Annotated in this window: 17 protein-coding genes and 6 tRNA genes; 13 read left to right on the top strand and 10 right to left on the bottom strand. The window is 75.0% G+C overall.

The annotated features are described in order from the left end of the window. Nucleotides 1-314 precede the first annotated feature (314 nt). Together cobA and ACZ6J5_RS23935 are read left to right on the top strand one after the other, a co-directional pair. Entirely contained in the window at nucleotides 315-1,556 is a 1,242-nt protein-coding gene (gene cobA / locus ACZ6J5_RS23930) for a uroporphyrinogen-III C-methyltransferase (RefSeq protein ID WP_469394669.1), read from the top strand. Nucleotides 1,557-1,642: 86 nt separating this feature from the next. Beyond that, a complete protein-coding gene (locus ACZ6J5_RS23935) occupies nucleotides 1,643-2,458 on the top strand; it encodes a TrmH family RNA methyltransferase (RefSeq protein ID WP_469394671.1) in 816 nt (271 codons plus the stop codon). 46 nt (nucleotides 2,459-2,504) lie between these two features. On the opposite strand, the gene ACZ6J5_RS23940 is transcribed toward ACZ6J5_RS23935, so the two are convergent. Continuing rightward, entirely contained in the window at nucleotides 2,505-3,728 is a 1,224-nt protein-coding gene (locus ACZ6J5_RS23940; protein WP_469394673.1) for a serine/threonine-protein kinase, read from the bottom strand. Nucleotides 3,729-4,165: 437 nt separating this feature from the next. Here ACZ6J5_RS23940 and ACZ6J5_RS23945 point away from each other — a divergent pair, with 437 nt between their 5' ends. The 3 genes from ACZ6J5_RS23945 to ACZ6J5_RS23955 all read left to right on the top strand — a co-directional run bounded on the left by ACZ6J5_RS23945 (nucleotide 4,166) and on the right by ACZ6J5_RS23955 (nucleotide 5,765). Next, nucleotides 4,166-4,333, top strand: a complete 168-nt coding sequence (locus ACZ6J5_RS23945; protein WP_469394675.1) for a hypothetical protein — start codon at nucleotides 4,166-4,168, stop codon at nucleotides 4,331-4,333. 153 nt (nucleotides 4,334-4,486) lie between these two features. Continuing rightward, on the top strand, nucleotides 4,487-5,443 hold the full coding sequence (locus ACZ6J5_RS23950; RefSeq protein WP_469394677.1) for a phosphotransferase: 957 nt from the start codon (nucleotides 4,487-4,489) through the stop codon (nucleotides 5,441-5,443). A gap of 40 nt (nucleotides 5,444-5,483) precedes the next feature. Further along, nucleotides 5,484-5,765 carry a TFIIB-type zinc ribbon-containing protein gene (locus ACZ6J5_RS23955; protein ID WP_469394679.1) on the top strand — a complete coding sequence of 94 codons (282 nt, stop codon included), beginning with the start codon at nucleotides 5,484-5,486 and terminating at the stop codon, nucleotides 5,763-5,765. 107 nt (nucleotides 5,766-5,872) lie between these two features. On the opposite strand, the gene ACZ6J5_RS23960 is transcribed toward ACZ6J5_RS23955, so the two are convergent. The 5 genes from ACZ6J5_RS23960 to ACZ6J5_RS23980 all read right to left on the bottom strand — a co-directional run bounded on the left by ACZ6J5_RS23960 (nucleotide 5,873) and on the right by ACZ6J5_RS23980 (nucleotide 6,359). Next, nucleotides 5,873-5,947 (bottom strand) — tRNA-Val (locus ACZ6J5_RS23960). A gap of 47 nt (nucleotides 5,948-5,994) precedes the next feature. Next, a tRNA-Val gene (locus ACZ6J5_RS23965) sits at nucleotides 5,995-6,066 on the bottom strand. A 34-nt stretch (nucleotides 6,067-6,100) separates the two neighbouring features. Then, nucleotides 6,101-6,172 (bottom strand) — tRNA-Val (locus tag ACZ6J5_RS23970). Between the two features lies 1 nt (nucleotide 6,173). Continuing rightward, a tRNA-Cys gene (locus ACZ6J5_RS23975) sits at nucleotides 6,174-6,247 on the bottom strand. Nucleotides 6,248-6,286: 39 nt separating this feature from the next. Further along, a tRNA-Gly gene (locus ACZ6J5_RS23980) sits at nucleotides 6,287-6,359 on the bottom strand. Nucleotides 6,360-6,636: 277 nt separating this feature from the next. On the opposite strand from ACZ6J5_RS23980, the gene ACZ6J5_RS23985 reads away from it, so the two are divergent. From ACZ6J5_RS23985 to ACZ6J5_RS23995, 3 genes are read left to right on the top strand one after another with little or no spacing between them, the layout of a single operon-like run. Beyond that, the gene (locus ACZ6J5_RS23985) at nucleotides 6,637-7,689 is read left to right on the top strand and encodes a chorismate-binding protein (protein ID WP_469394681.1); all 1,053 of its coding nucleotides are present in this window, start codon (nucleotides 6,637-6,639) and stop codon (nucleotides 7,687-7,689) included. Continuing rightward, nucleotides 7,686-8,516 (top strand): aminotransferase class IV, encoded by an 831-nt coding sequence (locus ACZ6J5_RS23990; protein ID WP_469394683.1) that lies wholly within the window; start codon nucleotides 7,686-7,688, stop codon nucleotides 8,514-8,516. Before ACZ6J5_RS23985 ends, ACZ6J5_RS23990 begins: the two co-directional genes overlap by 4 nt. A gap of 55 nt (nucleotides 8,517-8,571) precedes the next feature. Beyond that, entirely contained in the window at nucleotides 8,572-9,411 is an 840-nt protein-coding gene (locus ACZ6J5_RS23995) for a GNAT family N-acetyltransferase (protein WP_469394685.1), read from the top strand. A 20-nt stretch (nucleotides 9,412-9,431) separates the two neighbouring features. Here the strand turns inward: ACZ6J5_RS23995 and ACZ6J5_RS24000 are convergent, their stop codons facing one another. Further along, entirely contained in the window at nucleotides 9,432-9,944 is a 513-nt protein-coding gene (locus ACZ6J5_RS24000; protein WP_469394687.1) for a DsbA family protein, read from the bottom strand. A 135-nt stretch (nucleotides 9,945-10,079) separates the two neighbouring features. Here ACZ6J5_RS24000 and ACZ6J5_RS24005 point away from each other — a divergent pair, with 135 nt between their 5' ends. After that, nucleotides 10,080-10,520 carry a hypothetical protein gene (locus tag ACZ6J5_RS24005; RefSeq protein ID WP_469394689.1) on the top strand — a complete coding sequence of 147 codons (441 nt, stop codon included), beginning with the start codon at nucleotides 10,080-10,082 and terminating at the stop codon, nucleotides 10,518-10,520. Between the two features lie 233 nt (nucleotides 10,521-10,753). Further along, nucleotides 10,754-10,924 (top strand): hypothetical protein, encoded by a 171-nt coding sequence (locus tag ACZ6J5_RS24010; protein WP_469394691.1) that lies wholly within the window; start codon nucleotides 10,754-10,756, stop codon nucleotides 10,922-10,924. 30 nt (nucleotides 10,925-10,954) lie between these two features. On the opposite strand, the gene ACZ6J5_RS24015 is transcribed toward ACZ6J5_RS24010, so the two are convergent. Then, nucleotides 10,955-11,512 (bottom strand): CGNR zinc finger domain-containing protein, encoded by a 558-nt coding sequence (locus ACZ6J5_RS24015; RefSeq protein WP_469394694.1) that lies wholly within the window; start codon nucleotides 11,510-11,512, stop codon nucleotides 10,955-10,957. A gap of 190 nt (nucleotides 11,513-11,702) precedes the next feature. Continuing rightward, nucleotides 11,703-12,116 (bottom strand): SsgA family sporulation/cell division regulator, encoded by a 414-nt coding sequence (locus tag ACZ6J5_RS24020; protein WP_015032345.1) that lies wholly within the window; start codon nucleotides 12,114-12,116, stop codon nucleotides 11,703-11,705. Nucleotides 12,117-12,305: 189 nt separating this feature from the next. Here ACZ6J5_RS24020 and ACZ6J5_RS24025 point away from each other — a divergent pair, with 189 nt between their 5' ends. Together ACZ6J5_RS24025 and ACZ6J5_RS24030 are read left to right on the top strand one after the other, a co-directional pair. Next, nucleotides 12,306-12,821 carry a TIGR02611 family protein gene (locus tag ACZ6J5_RS24025; protein ID WP_469394696.1) on the top strand — a complete coding sequence of 172 codons (516 nt, stop codon included), beginning with the start codon at nucleotides 12,306-12,308 and terminating at the stop codon, nucleotides 12,819-12,821. Between the two features lie 54 nt (nucleotides 12,822-12,875). Then, nucleotides 12,876-12,950, top strand: a tRNA-Val gene (locus ACZ6J5_RS24030). A gap of 79 nt (nucleotides 12,951-13,029) precedes the next feature. On the opposite strand, the gene ACZ6J5_RS24035 is transcribed toward ACZ6J5_RS24030, so the two are convergent. Beyond that, a complete protein-coding gene (locus ACZ6J5_RS24035) occupies nucleotides 13,030-15,387 on the bottom strand; it encodes an SCO7613 C-terminal domain-containing membrane protein (protein WP_469394698.1) in 2,358 nt (785 codons plus the stop codon). Between the two features lie 82 nt (nucleotides 15,388-15,469). Here ACZ6J5_RS24035 and ACZ6J5_RS24040 point away from each other — a divergent pair, with 82 nt between their 5' ends. Continuing rightward, nucleotides 15,470-15,916, top strand: a complete 447-nt coding sequence (locus ACZ6J5_RS24040; protein ID WP_469394700.1) for an SRPBCC family protein — start codon at nucleotides 15,470-15,472, stop codon at nucleotides 15,914-15,916. Nucleotides 15,917-15,942: the final 26 nt, after the last annotated feature.

Here is a 15,942-nt window from a genome sequence, read left to right on the forward strand (position 1 = left end):
GAAGGACGGCCCGTCCCCCCGCACGGCAGCGGGGGACGGGCCGTGGGCCGACCCGCGCGGGGGAGTGGGGGCCGCGTTCGGGACGTCAAGCGTGATGCGCGGCGCGGAACAAGCGCCCGCACGCTCCCGGCTCCCGCTCCGCGCCCGTACATCACGCGGTCCCGAACACGGCCCCCGGAGCGGCCCCCACGTCGCCTGCCGAGCCCCCGCACCTCGCCTGCGCACCACCCGCGGGACATCCGTCACAGCGTGACAAGCTCTGGTCACCGATATCGTGGGTGCTCACGCACCGACCTCCGAGGAGCCGCCCGCACATGGCCGAGCAAGCCGTCCCCGCCGAGCACCCCGCCTACCCCGTCGGACTGCGCCTTTCGGGCCGCCGCGTCGTCGTACTCGGCGGCGGCCAGGTGGCGCAGCGCAGGCTTCCGGCGCTGATCGCGGCGGGCGCGGACGTCACGCTGATCTCCCCGTCCGCGACCCCGTCGGTCGAGGCGATGGCCGAGGCCGGCGAGATCACCTGGACCAAGCGCCGCTACCAGGACGGCGACCTCGCCGACACCTGGTACGCGCTCGTCGCGACGACCGACCCGGCCGCGAACGCCGCCGCGTCGGCGGAGGCCGAGCGCACCAGGACCTGGTGCGTCCGCTCGGACGACGCCGAGGCGGCCACCGCCTGGACCCCGGCGACCGGCCGCAGCGAGGGCGTGACCGTCGCCGTCCTGACGGGCCACGACCCGCGCCGCTCCGCCGCCGTCCGCGACGCGATCGTGGAGGGCCTGCGCGACGGCTCGATCGCGGCGCCGGCCCACCGCGCCCGCACCCCCTTCGTCGCCCTGGTCGGCGGCGGTCCGGGCGACCCGGACCTCATCACGGTGCGGGGCCGCCGCCTCCTCGCGGAGGCGGACGTGGTGATCGCGGACCGGCTCGGCCCCCGCGACCTCCTGAACGAGCTGCCGCCGCACGTCGAGGTCATAGACGCGGCGAAGATCCCGTACGGCCGTTTCATGGCCCAGGAGGCCATCAACAACGCGCTGATCGAGCACGCGAAGGCCGGCAAGTCGGTCGTCCGCCTCAAGGGCGGCGACCCGTTCGTCTTCGGCCGAGGCATGGAGGAGGCCCAGGCGCTGGCCGCCGAGGGCATCACCTGCACGGTCGTGCCGGGCATCTCCAGCTCGATCTCGGTCCCGGGCGCGGCGGGCATCCCGGTGACGCACCGGGGCGTGGCGCACGAGTTCACGGTGGTCAGCGGCCACGTGGCGCCGGACGACCCGCGCTCGCTGGTGGACTGGGCGTCGCTGGCGAAGCTCACCGGGACCCTCGTGATCCTGATGGGCGTCGACAAGATCGGAAAGATCGCCGAGGCGCTGGTCGCGCACGGCAAGTCGCCGGACACCCCGCTGGCCCTGGTCCAGGAGGGCACGACGGCGACGCAGCGCCGGGTGGACGCCACGCTGGCGACGGTGGCGGAGCGGGTGCGGACCGAGGAGGTCCGCCCGCCGGCGGTGATCGTGATCGGCGACGTGGTGGGAGAGTCGCCGAACAAGCTGACGACGTAACGGGAAGCCCCGAGCCGTCAACGCCCGGGCCGCCCCGCCCGGCCCCACACATTGGCACCACTCTCCGGACAAGGCAGTATCACCCCGTGGCCGAACTCATCACGATCGACGACCCCGACGACCCCCGTCTGAGCGACTACACGGGACTGACCGACGTGGAGCTCCGCCGCAGGCGCGAGCCCGCGGAGGGCCTGTTCATCGCGGAGGGCGAGAAGGTCATCCGCCGCGCCAAGCAGGCGGGGTACGAGATGCGGTCGATGCTGCTGTCCGCGAAGTGGGTCGACGTCATGCGGGACGTGATCGACGAGGTCCCGGCACCGGTGTACGCGGTGCAGCCGGACCTCGCGGAGCGCGTGACGGGCTACCACGTGCACCGGGGCGCGCTGGCGTCGATGCAGCGCAAGCCGCTGCCGGGGGCGACGGAGCTCCTGAGCACGGCCCGCAGGGTCGCGGTGATGGAGTCGGTGAACGACCACACCAACATCGGCGCGATCTTCCGGAGCGCCGCGGCGCTGGGGATGGACGCGGTGCTGCTGTCGCCGGACTGCGCGGACCCGTTGTACCGCCGCTCGGTGAAGGTGTCGATGGGGGCGGTGTTCTCGGTCCCGTACGCGCGTCTGGACACCTGGCCGAGGGGCCTGGAGGCGGTACGGGAGGCGGGCTTCAAGCTGCTGGCGCTGACTCCGGCGGACCGGGCCACGTCGATCGACGAGGCCGCGCCGCACCGGCTGGACCGGGTGGCGCTGATGCTGGGCGCGGAGGGCGAGGGCCTGTCGACGCAGGCGCTGCGCGCGGCGGACGAGTGGGTCCGCATCCCGATGGCGCACGGGGTGGACTCGCTGAACGTGGGCGCGGCGGCGGCGGTGGCGTTCTACGCGGTGACGAGCGGCAGGCCGCAGTAGCGACGGGGCGCCCCGGCCCGCCCCGGCCCGCCGGCCGGGCCGCGCCTCACCCCTGCAGGGCCTGCGCGGCGGCGATCCCGAGCGCGACGATCAACGTCACGACGACGAAGACGAAGAGCCGCTGGCGCAGCAGCCGGGGGTTGGCGGGCCGCCGCCCGGTGGAGGTGCCGCGTGCCCCGGGCCGGGTGCCGGGCCGGGAGTGCGGGACGCCCGCGCGGGAGGACGAGGGCCGGGGCCCGGCACCGCGCCCCTGCGTGCCGGTGGACCGCTCGGTGGGCCGGTCGGCGTGCGACCGCTCCCCGTGGCGCTCGGCGGTCCGCTCGGTGTACCGCTCGGTGGGCCGGACGGCCCCGGGCCGGGCGGAAGCCCGCTCGTCCCCACGCTCCCGCTCCCTCTCACGATCCCGCTCCCGCTGCCCCGGCGGCCGGGTGGCGGCGGCGGGCAGCCCCTGGGCCTCACGGGCGGCGATCTCCTTGAGCCGCATGGAGAGCTGGAGGGTGCTGGGACGTTCCTCCGGATCCTTGGCGAGGCAGGCGCGGACGAGCGGGGCGAGGGCGTCGGGGACGCCGTGGAGCTGGGGCTCCTCGTGGACGACCCGGTAGAGCATGACCTCGGAGCTGCCGTGCCCGAAGGGGGAGTCGCCCATGGCGGCGTACGCGAGGGTGGCGCCGAGCGAGAAGACGTCGGTGGCGGGGGTGACGGCGGCCCCGCGCACCTGCTCGGGCGCGAGGAAGCCGGGGGAGCCGACGGCGGTGCCGACGTGGGTGAGGGTGCTGGCGCCGGTGGCCCAGGCGATCCCGAAGTCGATGATGCGGGGGCCCTTGGGCGACAGCAGGATGTTGGAGGGCTTGAGGTCGCGGTGGACGACCCCGGCCTCGTGGACGGCGACGAGCCCTTCGGAGAGCGCGGCCCCGATCGCGGCGACGTCGGCGGCCCGCAGCGAGCCCTCTTCGGCGACCCGGTCGTGCAGCGAGGGCCCGGGGACGTACTGGGTGGCGAACCAGGGCCGCTCGGCCTCCAGGTCGGCGGCGACGAGCCGGGCGGTGCAGCCGCCTCGGATGCGCCGCGCGGCGGACACCTCGCGGGCGAACCGCGACCGGAACTCCTGGTCCTCGGCCAGATCGGGCCGGATGACCTTGAGCGCCACGCGCTGTCCGCGCCGGTCGGAGCCCAGGTACACGACTCCCATCCCGCCGGCCCCGAGCCTGCGGTGGAGCCGGAACGACCCGACGATCCGCGGGTCCTCGCGCCGGAGCCGCATCATCGCCATGTCCGTCCCCTCGTCCGTTCGACGTGGCACAGCTTACGTACCCCCGCCCCGGCGCGCTCACAGGCCGCGCCCTCGGGGCCGCATCGATTGTCAGTGCTGAGGGGCACACTTGAGTGCGGGTCAGCCAAGAAGGTCCCCAACACGGGCCCCTGTCACCCCAGTTGAGGGAAGCCCCGCAAGCCCGCCGAGACCCCGCCGGGGGACGTGAGGGAGGTCACGCGACCCCTCAGGGAAGACCCCGAGCCGGGAGGAGGCGTCTCCACCCAGGGGAGTACGCCGGGCGGAGGGGCGTCATCCTCCCGGAGGCCCGGAAGTCGGTACGCGGGCATGACGCCGGGGGCGTCCCGGCTGCCTAGTGTTGAGGTCAAGCGGCGGGTGCAGCACTCGTCCCCCGAGGTCACCGCACCCGCCGCGTCAGACACGACAGGAGAGGATCCATGGCGCTTTCGGCCCCGCGGGCCACCACCCGCCCTTCCAGCCGCCGTCACCCGCTGGTGGCGACCGCCATGGTCCTCCCTCTCGCGGCCCTGCTCGTGGTCGTCTTCGGCGGCTGGGACGCGGTGGTCACTCAGGCGTCGTCCGTGGGCGTGATGCTGGGGCGCTGAGCGGCGCCCCGGACCCGGGTGAGCGGCCCGGGTCGGGGACATCCGGCCGGAAACCCCGTGGGGACGGGGGTGCGGCGGACGGCAGCGTGTGGCCGGTCAGCTGGGGAGCTGACCGGCCCTCGCGCTTTCCGGGCAGGTCCTAGGCTCCTCCCCATGGACGAGAAGGGCATACGGCGGCTGCACGCCCTCGCGCGGGACGCGGCGCATCCGGGAGACCCGGCGGGCTGCCGCTGCCCGGTGGGGGTGCCGGCGGACCGGGACGACGGCACGGTCGTACGCCACGGGGTCCTGGTCCTGAAGTCGCACGCGCTGGACGCCGACCCGCGCGCGCTGGCCGCGCGGGTGGCGACGGCGGCCCGGCCGGAACTGGCGGGGATCCTGCTCCAGCCGCTGCCGCCCCTCCCGCCGGCCCCATGTCCAGGCGGGCGCGCGCTGACGGCCTGGCCGTACGGGACGCCGGTGGACCCGGAGCACCCGGAAGCCGCCCCGTGGGAGGAGGCCGGCCGCCTGCTGGCCCTGCTGCACCGGACCCCGCCGCCGAGCGGCCTCCCGGAGATGCGGGCGCCGCTGAAGGCGGCGCTGGCGGTGGAGCGGATGCGGCGGACGGCGCCGGACCACCCGGGCACGAGCACGGTCCTGCACGCGTGGCGGACGGTCACGGACTCCCCGGACTCCGGCCGCGTCGGCTACACCGGCCGGGGCGGCGCCTCAGGCCCTCTGTCCCTCTGCCACGGCGACTTCCACCTGGGCCAGCTCGTCCGCTCCCCGGACTGGCTCCTGATCGACGTCGACGACCTGGGGCCGGGCGACCCGGCGTGGGACCTGGCCCGCCCGGCGGCCTGGTTCGCGGCGGGCCTGCTGCCGCCAGAGGTGTGGTCGCGCTTCCTGGGCGCGTACGAGGGGGCCGGCGGCCCGGCCACGGGCGCCGGCGACCCCTGGCTCCGCCTGGACGTCCCGGCGCGCGCCCTGACCGTGCAGACGGCGGCGCTGGCGCTGGCCAAGTCGACGGCGGCGGGCCGCCCGCTGGACGAGGTGGAGGAGGTGATGGTGGACAGCTGTGCCCGAATCGCCTCGCTCCGAACCGAGTTGGCTCCGGAGGCGTCCCCGTAGGGTGAGAGCACCATCCGAACGGCAGGGAGTTGAGCCGACCATGCAGTGTCCCAAGTGCCACGCACCCATGCACACCTACAACCGCAACGGCGTCCAGATCGAGCAGTGCAGCGGCTGCCGGGGCATATTCCTGGACTACGGCGAGCTGGAGGCACTGACCCGCCTGGAGTCGCAGTGGGTGCAGCAGGCGCCGCCGCCGGCCTACCCGGCCCAGCCCGCGGCTCCGGCATGGGGCGCCCCGCAGCACGGCGGACACCACGGGGGTCACGGCCACCACGGCGGCCACCACCGGGGCTTCGGCCGGATGCTGTTCTCGTCCTGACCCGGAGGTACCGGCCGGGGCCGGGGCACATGGCCCCGAGCCCGGCCCCACCCCGGAGTACGACACGAGGAAGCCCCCGTCCGCGAACTGCGGCCGGGGGCTTCCGATGGTGCGCGATACTGGGATTGAACCAGTGACCTCTTCCGTGTCAGGGAAGCGCTCTCCCGCTGAGCTAATCGCGCGGGACGGTCAGAATCGTACAGGACGATTCGGGACCAGTAGTACTGCGTGCGCGATACTGGGATTGAACCAGTGACCTCTTCCGTGTCAGGGAAGCGCTCTCCCGCTGAGCTAATCGCGCGGGGGATCCGAAGACCCAGGACCCTAGGGTCCAGTGGACGATACTGGGATTGAACCAGTGACCTCTTCCGTGTCAGGGAAGCGCTCTCCCGCTGAGCTAATCGTCCTTGGAGGTGGAGACGGGATTTGAACCCGTGTAGACGGCTTTGCAGGCCGTTGCCTCGCCTCTCGGCCACTCCACCAGGAGTGAATACAGGGGTTCGGGAAGATCCCCCACATCGAGCGGACGACGAGATTCGAACTCGCGACCCTCACCTTGGCAAGGTGATGCTCTACCAACTGAGCCACGTCCGCTTGTCGTTTCCGTTTCGCTTGCGCGTCCCGGCGACGTGTTGAACTCTAGCGGATTCCTGGGCCAGTACAAAAACGCGTTTCCGCAGCGTGCTGACCTGCGCCCCCGTCGAGGGGTCCGGGAGCGTTCGCGAGCCGTTCACTCCGCGTGCCCCCGGAGTGGCGCCGAGCACTCGCCCGCGCGCACCTCGCGCCGGGCGCGCGCTCCCCGCCCCCGGCCCGCCCCCCTCCTCTCGCGCGCGAGAGGAGCCCAGCCCCCCGCCCGCCTAGACTCGCAAGCGTGCACCCCCTCGCTCCCATGGCCCGCTTCGGCGGCCTCCTCGCCACCGATCTGCGGGACGTCACCCGTGACCCCGAGGCCCTGGACTCCTCCGGTTTCTGGGCCGTCTGCGCGGACTTCGAGGGCCGTCTCACCTGCGCCCGCTTCGGCGACGTGCGGCCGGACCCGGTCCCCGCGCCCGTCCCCGGCGCCTGGCGCGGTCCGGCGGCCGGCGACTGGACGTCCTCCCTCGACCGCGCCGCGTACACGGCGGGCGTGCGCCGCGTGCGCGAGCACATCGCGCGCGGCGAGGTGTACCAGGCGAACCTGTGCCGGGTGATGTCCGCGCCGCTGCCCGACCCGGCCCTCGCGGACGTGGACGCGCTGACCGCGCTCCTCGCGCGCGGCAACCCGGCCCCGTACGCGGGAACGGTCCGGCTGCCCGCGCACGGCGTGGAGATCGCCACCGCGTCCCCCGAGCTCTACCTGCGCCGCGAGGGCGCCCGGGTGACCTCGGGGCCGATCAAGGGCACCGGGCGGACGGCGGACGACCTGCTCCCGAAGGACTTCGCGGAGAACGTGATGATCGTCGACCTGGTCCGCAACGACCTGGGCCGGGTCTGCGAGACCGGCAGTGTGAGCGTCCCGGCCCTGTGCGCGGTCGAGGAGCACCCCGGTCTCGTCCACCTGGTCTCCACCGTCGGCGGGCTGCTGCGCGAGGACGCGGGCTGGCCGGAGCTGCTGGCCGCCTCCTTCCCGCCCGGTTCGGTCACGGGCGCGCCGAAGTCGAGCGCGCTGCGGATCATCGAGGCGCTGGAGACCGCCCCGCGCGGCCCCTACTGCGGGGGTGTCGGCTGGGTGGACGCGGACGCCGGCACCGCCGAGCTCGCCGTCGGCATACGCACCTTCTGGATCGACCGGGCCGAGGGCGTGCTGCGCTTCGGCACGGGAGCCGGGATCACCTGGGGTTCGGACCCGGAGGGCGAGTGGGCGGAGACCGAGCTGAAGGCGGCGCGGCTGGTCGCGATAGCGTCGGGCGCGTACGAGGCGAGCGGAAGGGCCATTTCTCGATGAAACTCTGGGTCAACGGCGGACTGCACGACGCCCAGGCCGCGCGGGTGTCCGTCCTGGACCACGGTCTGACCGTGGGCGACGGCATCTTCGAGACGGTGAAGGCCGAACGTGGTGAAACGTTTGCTCTCACCCTCCACCTGGAGCGGCTGACCCGCTCCGCACGCGGTCTCGGGCTGCCCGACCCGGACCTCGACGAGGTCCGCCGGGCCTGCGCCGCGGTCCTGGAGGCGAACCCGATGGAGCTCGGCCGGCTCCGCATCACGTACACCGGCGGGCTGTCCCCGCTCGGCTCGGAGCGCGGCGACGCGGGGCCGAGCCTGGTCGTGGCGCTCGGCGGGACGAGCAGGCGCCCGGACTCCACCGCGGTGATCACCGTCCCGTGGACGCGCAACGAACGCGGCGCGCTGACGGGCCTGAAGACCACCTCGTACGCGGAGAACGTCGTCGCGCTCGCGCGGGCGCGGGAGCGGGGCGCCTCGGAGGCGCTGTTCGCGAACACCGTCGGGCAGCTCTGCGAGGGCACCGGCTCCAATGTGTTCGTGGTCCTCGACGGGCGGGTGCACACCCCGCCGGTCGCCTCCGGCTGTCTCGCGGGCATCACGCGCGCGCTGGCCGTGGAGTGGACCGGGGCGGTGGAGACCGATCTGCCGCTGGACGTCCTGGAGAGCGCCGAGGAGGTCTTCCTGACCTCGACCCTGCGCGACGTCCAGGCCGTGCACCGGGTGGACGACCGGGAACTGCCGGGGGCGCCGGGCCCGGTGACCGCCAAGGCCATGCGGGTCTTCGACGAGCGGGCCGCCCAGGACCGCGATCCGGGGCTCGGCTAGGACCGGCGCGCCCGACGGGATGACGGGCGGGCGTCCGGTGGGTAGAAATGCCGTGATGACCACCACCCTGCGGCCGTCCGAGCCGCTCCAGCAGTCCGCCGACGGCGGCCGTTCGCGCGGCTACGACATCTGCGTGAACAGCCGCCGGGTCGGCTCCGTCCGGCTGGCCACCGACGCCGCCTTCCGAGGCGCCGTGGGCGTGATCGAGGACCTCCGGGTCGACGATCCGGACCGCGGCAGGGGCCGGGGGACGGTGGCGGCGCTCGCCTCCGAGGAGGTGCTGCGCGGCTGGGGCTGCGGCGAGGTCCGGATCTCGGTGCCGGCCGGGGCGGCGCCCGCGCGGCGGATGGCGGACGCGCTCGGGTACACCGAGCGCAGCCGCAACATGGTCAAGGACCTCGACGCCGGGATGCCGGAGCTGCCGCGCGGCTTCGCGTTCCGGCCGGTCACCGAGCCGGAGTTCGAGGAGTGGCAGGCGCGTTCCCTCGCGGGCTTCGCGCAGAGCTGGATCGACCGGGGGATGCCGGAGGAGCTGGCCCTGGCCAAGGCCGAGGACAGCCGCCGCAGGTTCCTGCCGCAGGGCCTGGCGACGCCGGGCGTCTCGGTGGTCGTCGCGGTGCGCGACGGCGAGGTCCTGGGATACCTGTGGACCGGCGGGATCGAGCTGGAACGCGGCGAGCGCGCCGCGTACGTCTTCGAGATCGAGGTCGCCGAGGGGCACCGGGGCGAGGGGCACGGCCGAGGGCTGATGCTGCTGGCGGAGCGCCTCTCGCTGGCGGCCGGGGAGCGCCTGCTCGGACTGCACGTCTTCGCGGGCAACACCCCGGCGATCCGGCTCTACGAGTCGCTGGGCTACCGCACGACCCACGTCAACAGCGCCAAGACGCTGCATTAGGGAGCGTTCGGGAGCGGGGCTCAGTCCTTCAGGAGGCGGTCGGCGATCTCCTCGACGCGCTCGCGCAGGCCGTCCTGGCTCTGGCCGCCGTCGAGCCGCTCGCCGTCGATGACGTAGGTCGGGGTGCCGGTGATCTTGATCGCCTTGCCCTCGGCCTCGTCGGCGTCGACCGTCAGCAGGTGCCGGCCGTCGATCAGGGCGGTGTCGAACTCCTCCGCGTCCAGGCCGAGTCCGGCCGCGGTCTCCAGCAGGACCGGCTCGCCGCGCTCGCCCAGCTCCTCGGTCCTGGCGAGCAGCGCCTCGGCGTACTCCCAGCCCTTGCCCTGGTCGGTGGCCTCTTCGGCGGCCTGGGCGGCGGCGTAGGCGTGCTTGTGCTTGGCCAGCGGGAAGTGCCGCAGCCGTACGTCGAGGCGGTCGCCGTACTTCTCGCGCAGCGCCCGCACGTCGTCGAGCGCCGTGAAGCAGTCGGGGCACTGCAGGTCGAACCAGGCCTCCAGGACGACGGGGGAGGCGGGGGTGGTGGACTCACTCATGGGAAGAGTCTCCCATCCGCCCCTTTCTGGGGGACGACCCGGAGATCTCCCTGATCCGGGACCCGGGGCATGGCCGGGAGGGCCCCCGGCAGTGCAGGATGGAAGGGACGTATCGGCCGGGACCTGGAGGAACACATGCTCGCCGAGACCATCTGCTCCGCGGTGTCCGTGGCGGGCCTCGGCATCGCCGCGGTCGCGGCGTACCGCAAGCGGTTCGTGTCGGCGGCCCGGATCGCCGCCTACGCGCTGGTGCCGCTGGGCCTGGTGATGACCGGTGCCGTGGGCTGGTTCGCGAGCACCGCGTTCAGCCCGACGGCCTGGGCCGGGTTCGGGGTGCTCGGAGGCGCCTGGCTGTTGTTCTCGACCACGCGGGCGGTCGAGCGGCGGCGGGCCGGGCGCGCGGAGACCGGCGCGGGGGAGCCCCCGAGGGCCGTCGCCCCGCAGGCGTCCGCCCCCTCGCTCGGCGGCGGCCGGCGCGCGGCGGCGGCTCCGCAGCCGCAGCCCGCCAAGGCGGCGAAGGCGCCCGAGGAGGACTTCAGCGACATCGAGGCGATCCTGAAGAAGCACGGCATATGACGGGCGGCCTGGCCGGTGCGCCGAGGCGGCGGCCGTCCGGGCCGGGGGTCCGGGCCGGGGCCGCGCGCGCCCCGGGGCGGGATCCGAATATGACCGGGATCAGACGGTGAGCTGACCGCTTCTGGTCGTTCCCGGCGCTTCTCGACCCCCGCCGCCACGGGATGGAGTGAACGCGCGCCGCCGCGGGGCGTTTTACGCGATCTTGGGGGCCGCCGTGCGCGATCATCCCCCCGATGCTGGATACCTCGCGGGACACCGCCCCCGCCCCCACGCCCCCGGCGAGCGCCCCGGACGAGCCGCGCGGCTGCCTCTTCGCGCTCTCCCAGCCACCGCTGATGATCTTCCTCGCGGTCATCGGAGCCCTGCTGCTGATGGCCGCCCTGCACGATCTCTACCTGCTGTGAGGCGGGCGCCGCGGCCGGGTGCGGCCGGGCTCAGCCCGCGGCCTCCTTGCGGCGGGCCCGGTAGGCCGCGACATGGAGGCGGTTGCCGCAGGTCCGGCTGTCGCAGTAGCGGCGGGAGCGGTTGCGGGAGAGGTCGACGAAGGCCCGGCCGCAGTCCGGTGCCTCGCAGCGGCGCAGCCGCTCCTGCTCGCCGGCCACGACGATGAAGGCGAGCGCCATGCCGCAGTCGGCGGCCAGGTGGTCGGAGACGGTGGCGCCCGGCGCGAAGTAGTGGACGTGCCAGTCGTAGCCGTCGTGGTCGGTGAGCTGCGGCGTCGTGCCCGCGGAGGCCACCAGCTGGTTGATCAGGGAGGCCGCGATCCGGGCGTCCGGCGCGGAGAAGACGGAGGTGAAGCGGTCGCGCACCTCGCGCACGGCCCGCAGGTCCCCGGCTCCCAGCTCGCCCACGTCGCTGATCTTGTGGTCGCGGACGAAGCTCCGCAGCGCCGGGATGTCGGCCAGTTCGTCCTCGCGGTCGCCCTGGGGGGCGGTGTTCATCAGATCGACGACGGTGTCGAGCGCGATCCGGGTGTCGTGGGGGATGAGCACGCTTCGCTCCCTGGCCGGCTGCGGGCGGGCGCCCGCGAATTGCGCTGACTCTAGCGCGACCCGGAAACGGGCATCGGCGCCCCGCGCCACGCCGGCTGCGTGGTGCGGGGCGCCGATGCCCTGCGTATGCGACTGCCCGCGCGGCGCCGTCTCCCCGAGTCGGACGGCGCCGTGCGGCTCTCGGCCTGGCTCAGCTGTCCGCCAGGATGTGGGAGAGCTCCGTGTCGAGATCGAAGTGCCGGTGCTCGGTGCCCGGTGGCACCGCGGCGTCGGTCCGCTTCAGGAACGACTCCAGGGCCCTCGCCGGGGCCTCGAGCAGGGCTTCGCCCTCGGGAGAGCTCAACGCGATGCAGACGACTCCCTGGCCATGGCTACGGGACGGCCAGACCCGGACGTCGCCCGTGCCGGTGGGCCGGTGCAGCCCCTCGGCGAGAAGGTCGCGGGCGAAGACCCACTCGACCGTCTCCTCGGCTCCGGTGTGGAAGGTGGCGTGCACGGCATACGGATCGGCCGTGTCATACCGCAGGCCCGCGGGTACAGGCAGTGAGGACTCGCTCGACACAACGAGGCGCAGGTGCAGCTCGCAGCTGACCGTGGTGTTCATAAGCGCCAGGGCCTTTCGCTCAGTGTGCGCTCGGGGATTCGCACGTCGGCGAAATCGACATGCCACCTACGGTGCCGTTGTAAACCCCTCTGTCTGTTTTGTGATCGTTCAGGTAGCTCGTATGGACGCGTGTAACTTTGGGTAATACCGCCATTCCGGCCGGGTCGGGCGGTCCGGTAGGTTGGGGCCATGAACGCGGAGAGTGACGAGCGCACGGGGGAGTCCGCCGTGAACGGGGAACGTGTGCCGGAGGGGCCCGGGGTCGAGGGATCCGACGGGCCCGGGGGGTCCGGGAGGTCCGAGGGGACGGACGGCGGGGGCAAGGCGGCCGAGTCCGAGCTGGGCTCCCGGGCGCCCGCCTTCATCAAGGCCCGCCGGTCCCTGCACCTGAGCTGGCAGGTCGGCGTCTTCGTCGTCGGCCTCGCCGTCGTCGGCGCCGGTGTCCTGATGCTGGTCCTGCCCGGCCCTGGCTGGCTGGTGATCTTCGCCGGCATGGCGATCTGGGCGACCGAGTTCGTCTGGGCGCAGCTCGTCCTGCGCTGGACCAAGCGCAAGGTCACCGAGGCGGCCCAGCGCGCCCTCGACCCGAAGGTCCGGCGCCGGAACATCATCCTCACCACGGTCGGCCTGGTGATCGTCGCCGTGCTCTGCGGCATCTACCTCTGGAAGTTCGGCTTCGTCATGCCGTGGAAGATCGACGAGTGACCCACGGATGGTGCGGGACCACCGCTGACATGGGGTAATGTTTGCGGTGCGCCGGGGCGATTAGCTCAGCGGGAGAGCACTTCGTTCACACCGAAGGGGTCACTGGTTCGATCCCAGTATCGCCCACCACCCGGCCCGAAGGCCCGGAGACGATCACCGTCTCCGGGCCTTCGGCGTTCCCCGGGCCGGCCCGGGGAACGCCCGGGACTCAGCGCATCCGTCCCAGCCGCTCCCGCAGCCTCCGGGCGTCCCGCAGCCGCTGCTCGTACGTCGCCCCCACCGCCAGCAGCAGCAGACCCGCCAGGGCCGGCGGCAGCCAGCGCGGCAGCGCCCCCGCCACCTGCGCCACGTACGGCGCCAGCTCGTGCAGCCCGTCCAGGGCCAGCACGGTGCCGCCGAGCAGCAGCAGCGCCTGGAGCCGGAACCGGGCGCCCAGCAGCGTCACCGCCAGCGCCCCGAGCCCCAGCAGCAGCGGGCGGGTCCACCCCGGGTCCGTCCACGCCGCCATCAGGCTCGGCAGCAGCGTCACGGCGAGCCCGGGACCGTACGCCGTCCAGGACGAGGCCTCCGGGTCCCGGCGCCGCCGCAGCACGCCCACCGCGAGGGCCGGGACCGTCACCGGCAGCGTGTACGCCTCCGGAGCCGTCACCTCCCAGGCCGCCAGCCGCACCCAGGACGCCGCGAGGAACAGCCCGGCCGCGGTCCAGGAGGCCGCCGGACGCCGCTCCGGGCGCACCGCCGTCGCCGCCGCCAGCACCCCGCCGAGGGCCAGCGCGAGCGCGAGGAGCGCGGGACGGCCCGCCGTGAGGCCGAGCGCGCCGAGGCCCACCGCGGCGCCGGTGGCCTCCACTGCCACCGCCACCGGCCGGCGGCGCAGCCACGCGCCCAGGCCGGCCGTCCCCGCGGGCACGGCCAGCAGCAGCAGGCCGGCCGTCGCGGGAGCCGCCTGCGCCGCCGCCGCGCCCGCGCCGACCAGCCCGGCCGCCGCGAGCACCGCCCCGCAGGCGCCGACGAGCCGCACGGTCCCCGCTCCGAGCGCCGCCACCCCGGCGAGCAGCGCCAGGGCCACGCCGAGCACCGTGAACGTCGCCGCCCGCGTGTCCAGGCCCAGGGCGACCGCCGAGAGCGCGGAGGCAAGCCCGAGGCCGAGGCCGAGCCACGCCACGGTCCCCGTCGGCCCGGCGCCCGGCCCGGGCAGGCCGCGGACCAGGAGCGCCGGGCGCACCGCCGCCGTCAGCGCCGCGGCGGCGGTCAGGAGCGTCAGCGCGAGCGTCGCCGGGTACGGCAGCCCCGGAGCCACCGGCAGTCCGGTGAGCAGCGCCCAGGCCAGCACGAGCGCGCCGCTCCGGGCCCACGGGCGGGGGAGGGCCGCCAGCGCGGCGGCCGCGAGCAGCACGACCAGCGGTGCGGTCGCCGGATAGCCCGCGAGGACCGGGCCGGCGTGCTCGCCCGACCACGGAGCGGTGGTGCGGGCCAGCGGCGCCAGCAGCCCCGCCGCCGTCGGCGGCAGCGCCCACGTCAGCGCCTGCGCGAGGACCAGGCCACCGGCACCGGCGAGACCGCGCCGCAGCGCCTCGGGCACGCGCGGCAGCCGCGGCGCGGCCGTCGCGAGGAGCACCGCGCACACCGCGTACCCCGGCACCGTCCACCCGCCCGGCGGGAGCGCCTCCCGCAGGAGCCCGCCGGCCGCGGCGGTCAGGGCGAGGCCCGCGAGGCCCGCGAGCCCCGTGGCGGGCACGGCCGCCGGAGCGGTGCGGACCGCCGCGTACAGCAGGACGGCCGCGCAGGCCAGCAGCAGCGGGGCCGCGCGCAGCGGCGTCCCGGCCGACAGGACGAGGCCCGTCACCAGCGCCGCCCCGCCCAGCACGCCCGCCGTGACCAGCGCGGTGATCCGGACCGGGGCCGGCGAGGTGCGCCGGGCCGGCGCCAGGTCGAGGACGGCCGTGGCGAGGGCCGCCCAGGCCAGTGAGAGCGGTCCGCCGTCCAGGGCCAGCGCCCCGAGGGGCAGCGGCAGTTGGGCCGCCGCCACCGCCGCCGGCAGCGGGATCCGCAGCCGGGGCAGGGCGGCCCCGTACCCGGCCCAGCCGCCGGCCAGGACGCCCGCCGCGATCGCCGTGTAGGCGAGCACGCCGGTCTCCGGGAGCGCCGCCCGGTGCAGGGCGTACGCGTCGAGCAGGGTCAGCGCCAGGCCGAGGGCCGCCACCGACTCCGCCGTGGAGCGCAGCCCCTTGCGCAGCAGCGCCACCGGCGCGAGGAGTGCCGCCGAGGTCACGGCGCCCAGCACGGCCGCCCGGCCGCCGATGCCCATCGAGCCCCAGCTGACCAGGGTGAAGGCGACGGCGGCGACGGTCAGCAGCACGCCGCCGAGGGTCAGCAGCACGTTCTGCGCGCCGCGCGGGCTCGCCTCGGGGCGCGGCGCCGCCGGGGGAGCGGCGGCCACGGGGGTGTACAGCACCCGCAGCAGCCAGTCCCGGCGCGCCAGCAACCGGGCCCGGTGGGCGTCGAGTCGGGCCAGTTCGCGGTCGAGGAGCACCAGCTCTTCCGCGGGAGGCAGGGAGGAGTCCATAGCCGGAGTGTGCGGCCGGGGCCCGGGCGCGGGGATGGGTGCGGCTACTCAGATCCGCCCCTGAGTAGCCCACACTGGAGACATGGACTGGTGCCGCTACCGCTTCCGCAGCGTCTGGCGCCTCGCCGCCCCGCCCGACGCCGTCTACGCCGTGCTGGAACGGGCCGAGGAGTACCCCCGCTGGTGGCCGCAGGTGCGCGAGGTCGTCCCGCTCGACGAGCGCTCCGGCACCGCCCGCTTCCGCTCCCTCCTCCCGTACGACCTCGTCGTCACCGCCGAGGCGCGGCGGCGCGACCCCGGCGCCCGGGTCCTGGAGGCCGCGCTCGGCGGCGACCTGGTCGGCTGGGCCCGCTGGACGCTGCTGCCGGACGGGGCCGGCACCCGGGCGCTGTACGAGCAGGAGGTGGAGGTCCGGGCCCCGCTGATGCGCGCGCTCGCCGTCCCCGCGCGGCCCGTCTTCCGCGCCAACCACGCGCTGATGATGCGCGGCGGACGGCGCGGACTGGCGGCGCTGCTGCGCGCGGTTTGAACGAGACCCCGAAAGCCCTGTATGGT

The sequence above is a fragment of the Streptomyces sp. NPDC042100 genome (assembly GCF_055582325.1).

Coding starts and splice junctions, on each gene's coding strand:
- cobA (WP_469394669.1), top strand. CDS start 315: ATGGCCGAGCAAGCCGTCCCCGCCGAGCACCCCGCCTACCCCGTCGGA.
- ACZ6J5_RS23940 (WP_469394673.1), bottom strand. CDS start 3,728: ATGGCGATGATGCGGCTCCGGCGCGAGGACCCGCGGATCGTCGGGTCG.
- ACZ6J5_RS23945 (WP_469394675.1), top strand. CDS start 4,166: ATGGCGCTTTCGGCCCCGCGGGCCACCACCCGCCCTTCCAGCCGCCGT.
- ACZ6J5_RS23950 (WP_469394677.1), top strand. CDS start 4,487: ATGGACGAGAAGGGCATACGGCGGCTGCACGCCCTCGCGCGGGACGCG.
- ACZ6J5_RS23955 (WP_469394679.1), top strand. CDS start 5,484: ATGCAGTGTCCCAAGTGCCACGCACCCATGCACACCTACAACCGCAAC.
- ACZ6J5_RS23990 (WP_469394683.1), top strand. CDS start 7,686: ATGAAACTCTGGGTCAACGGCGGACTGCACGACGCCCAGGCCGCGCGG.
- ACZ6J5_RS23995 (WP_469394685.1), top strand. CDS start 8,572: ATGACCACCACCCTGCGGCCGTCCGAGCCGCTCCAGCAGTCCGCCGAC.
- ACZ6J5_RS24000 (WP_469394687.1), bottom strand. CDS start 9,944: ATGAGTGAGTCCACCACCCCCGCCTCCCCCGTCGTCCTGGAGGCCTGG.
- ACZ6J5_RS24005 (WP_469394689.1), top strand. CDS start 10,080: ATGCTCGCCGAGACCATCTGCTCCGCGGTGTCCGTGGCGGGCCTCGGC.
- ACZ6J5_RS24010 (WP_469394691.1), top strand. CDS start 10,754: ATGCTGGATACCTCGCGGGACACCGCCCCCGCCCCCACGCCCCCGGCG.
- ACZ6J5_RS24020 (WP_015032345.1), bottom strand. CDS start 12,116: ATGAACACCACGGTCAGCTGCGAGCTGCACCTGCGCCTCGTTGTGTCG.
- ACZ6J5_RS24025 (WP_469394696.1), top strand. CDS start 12,306: ATGAACGCGGAGAGTGACGAGCGCACGGGGGAGTCCGCCGTGAACGGG.
- ACZ6J5_RS24035 (WP_469394698.1), bottom strand. CDS start 15,387: ATGGACTCCTCCCTGCCTCCCGCGGAAGAGCTGGTGCTCCTCGACCGC.
- ACZ6J5_RS24040 (WP_469394700.1), top strand. CDS start 15,470: ATGGACTGGTGCCGCTACCGCTTCCGCAGCGTCTGGCGCCTCGCCGCC.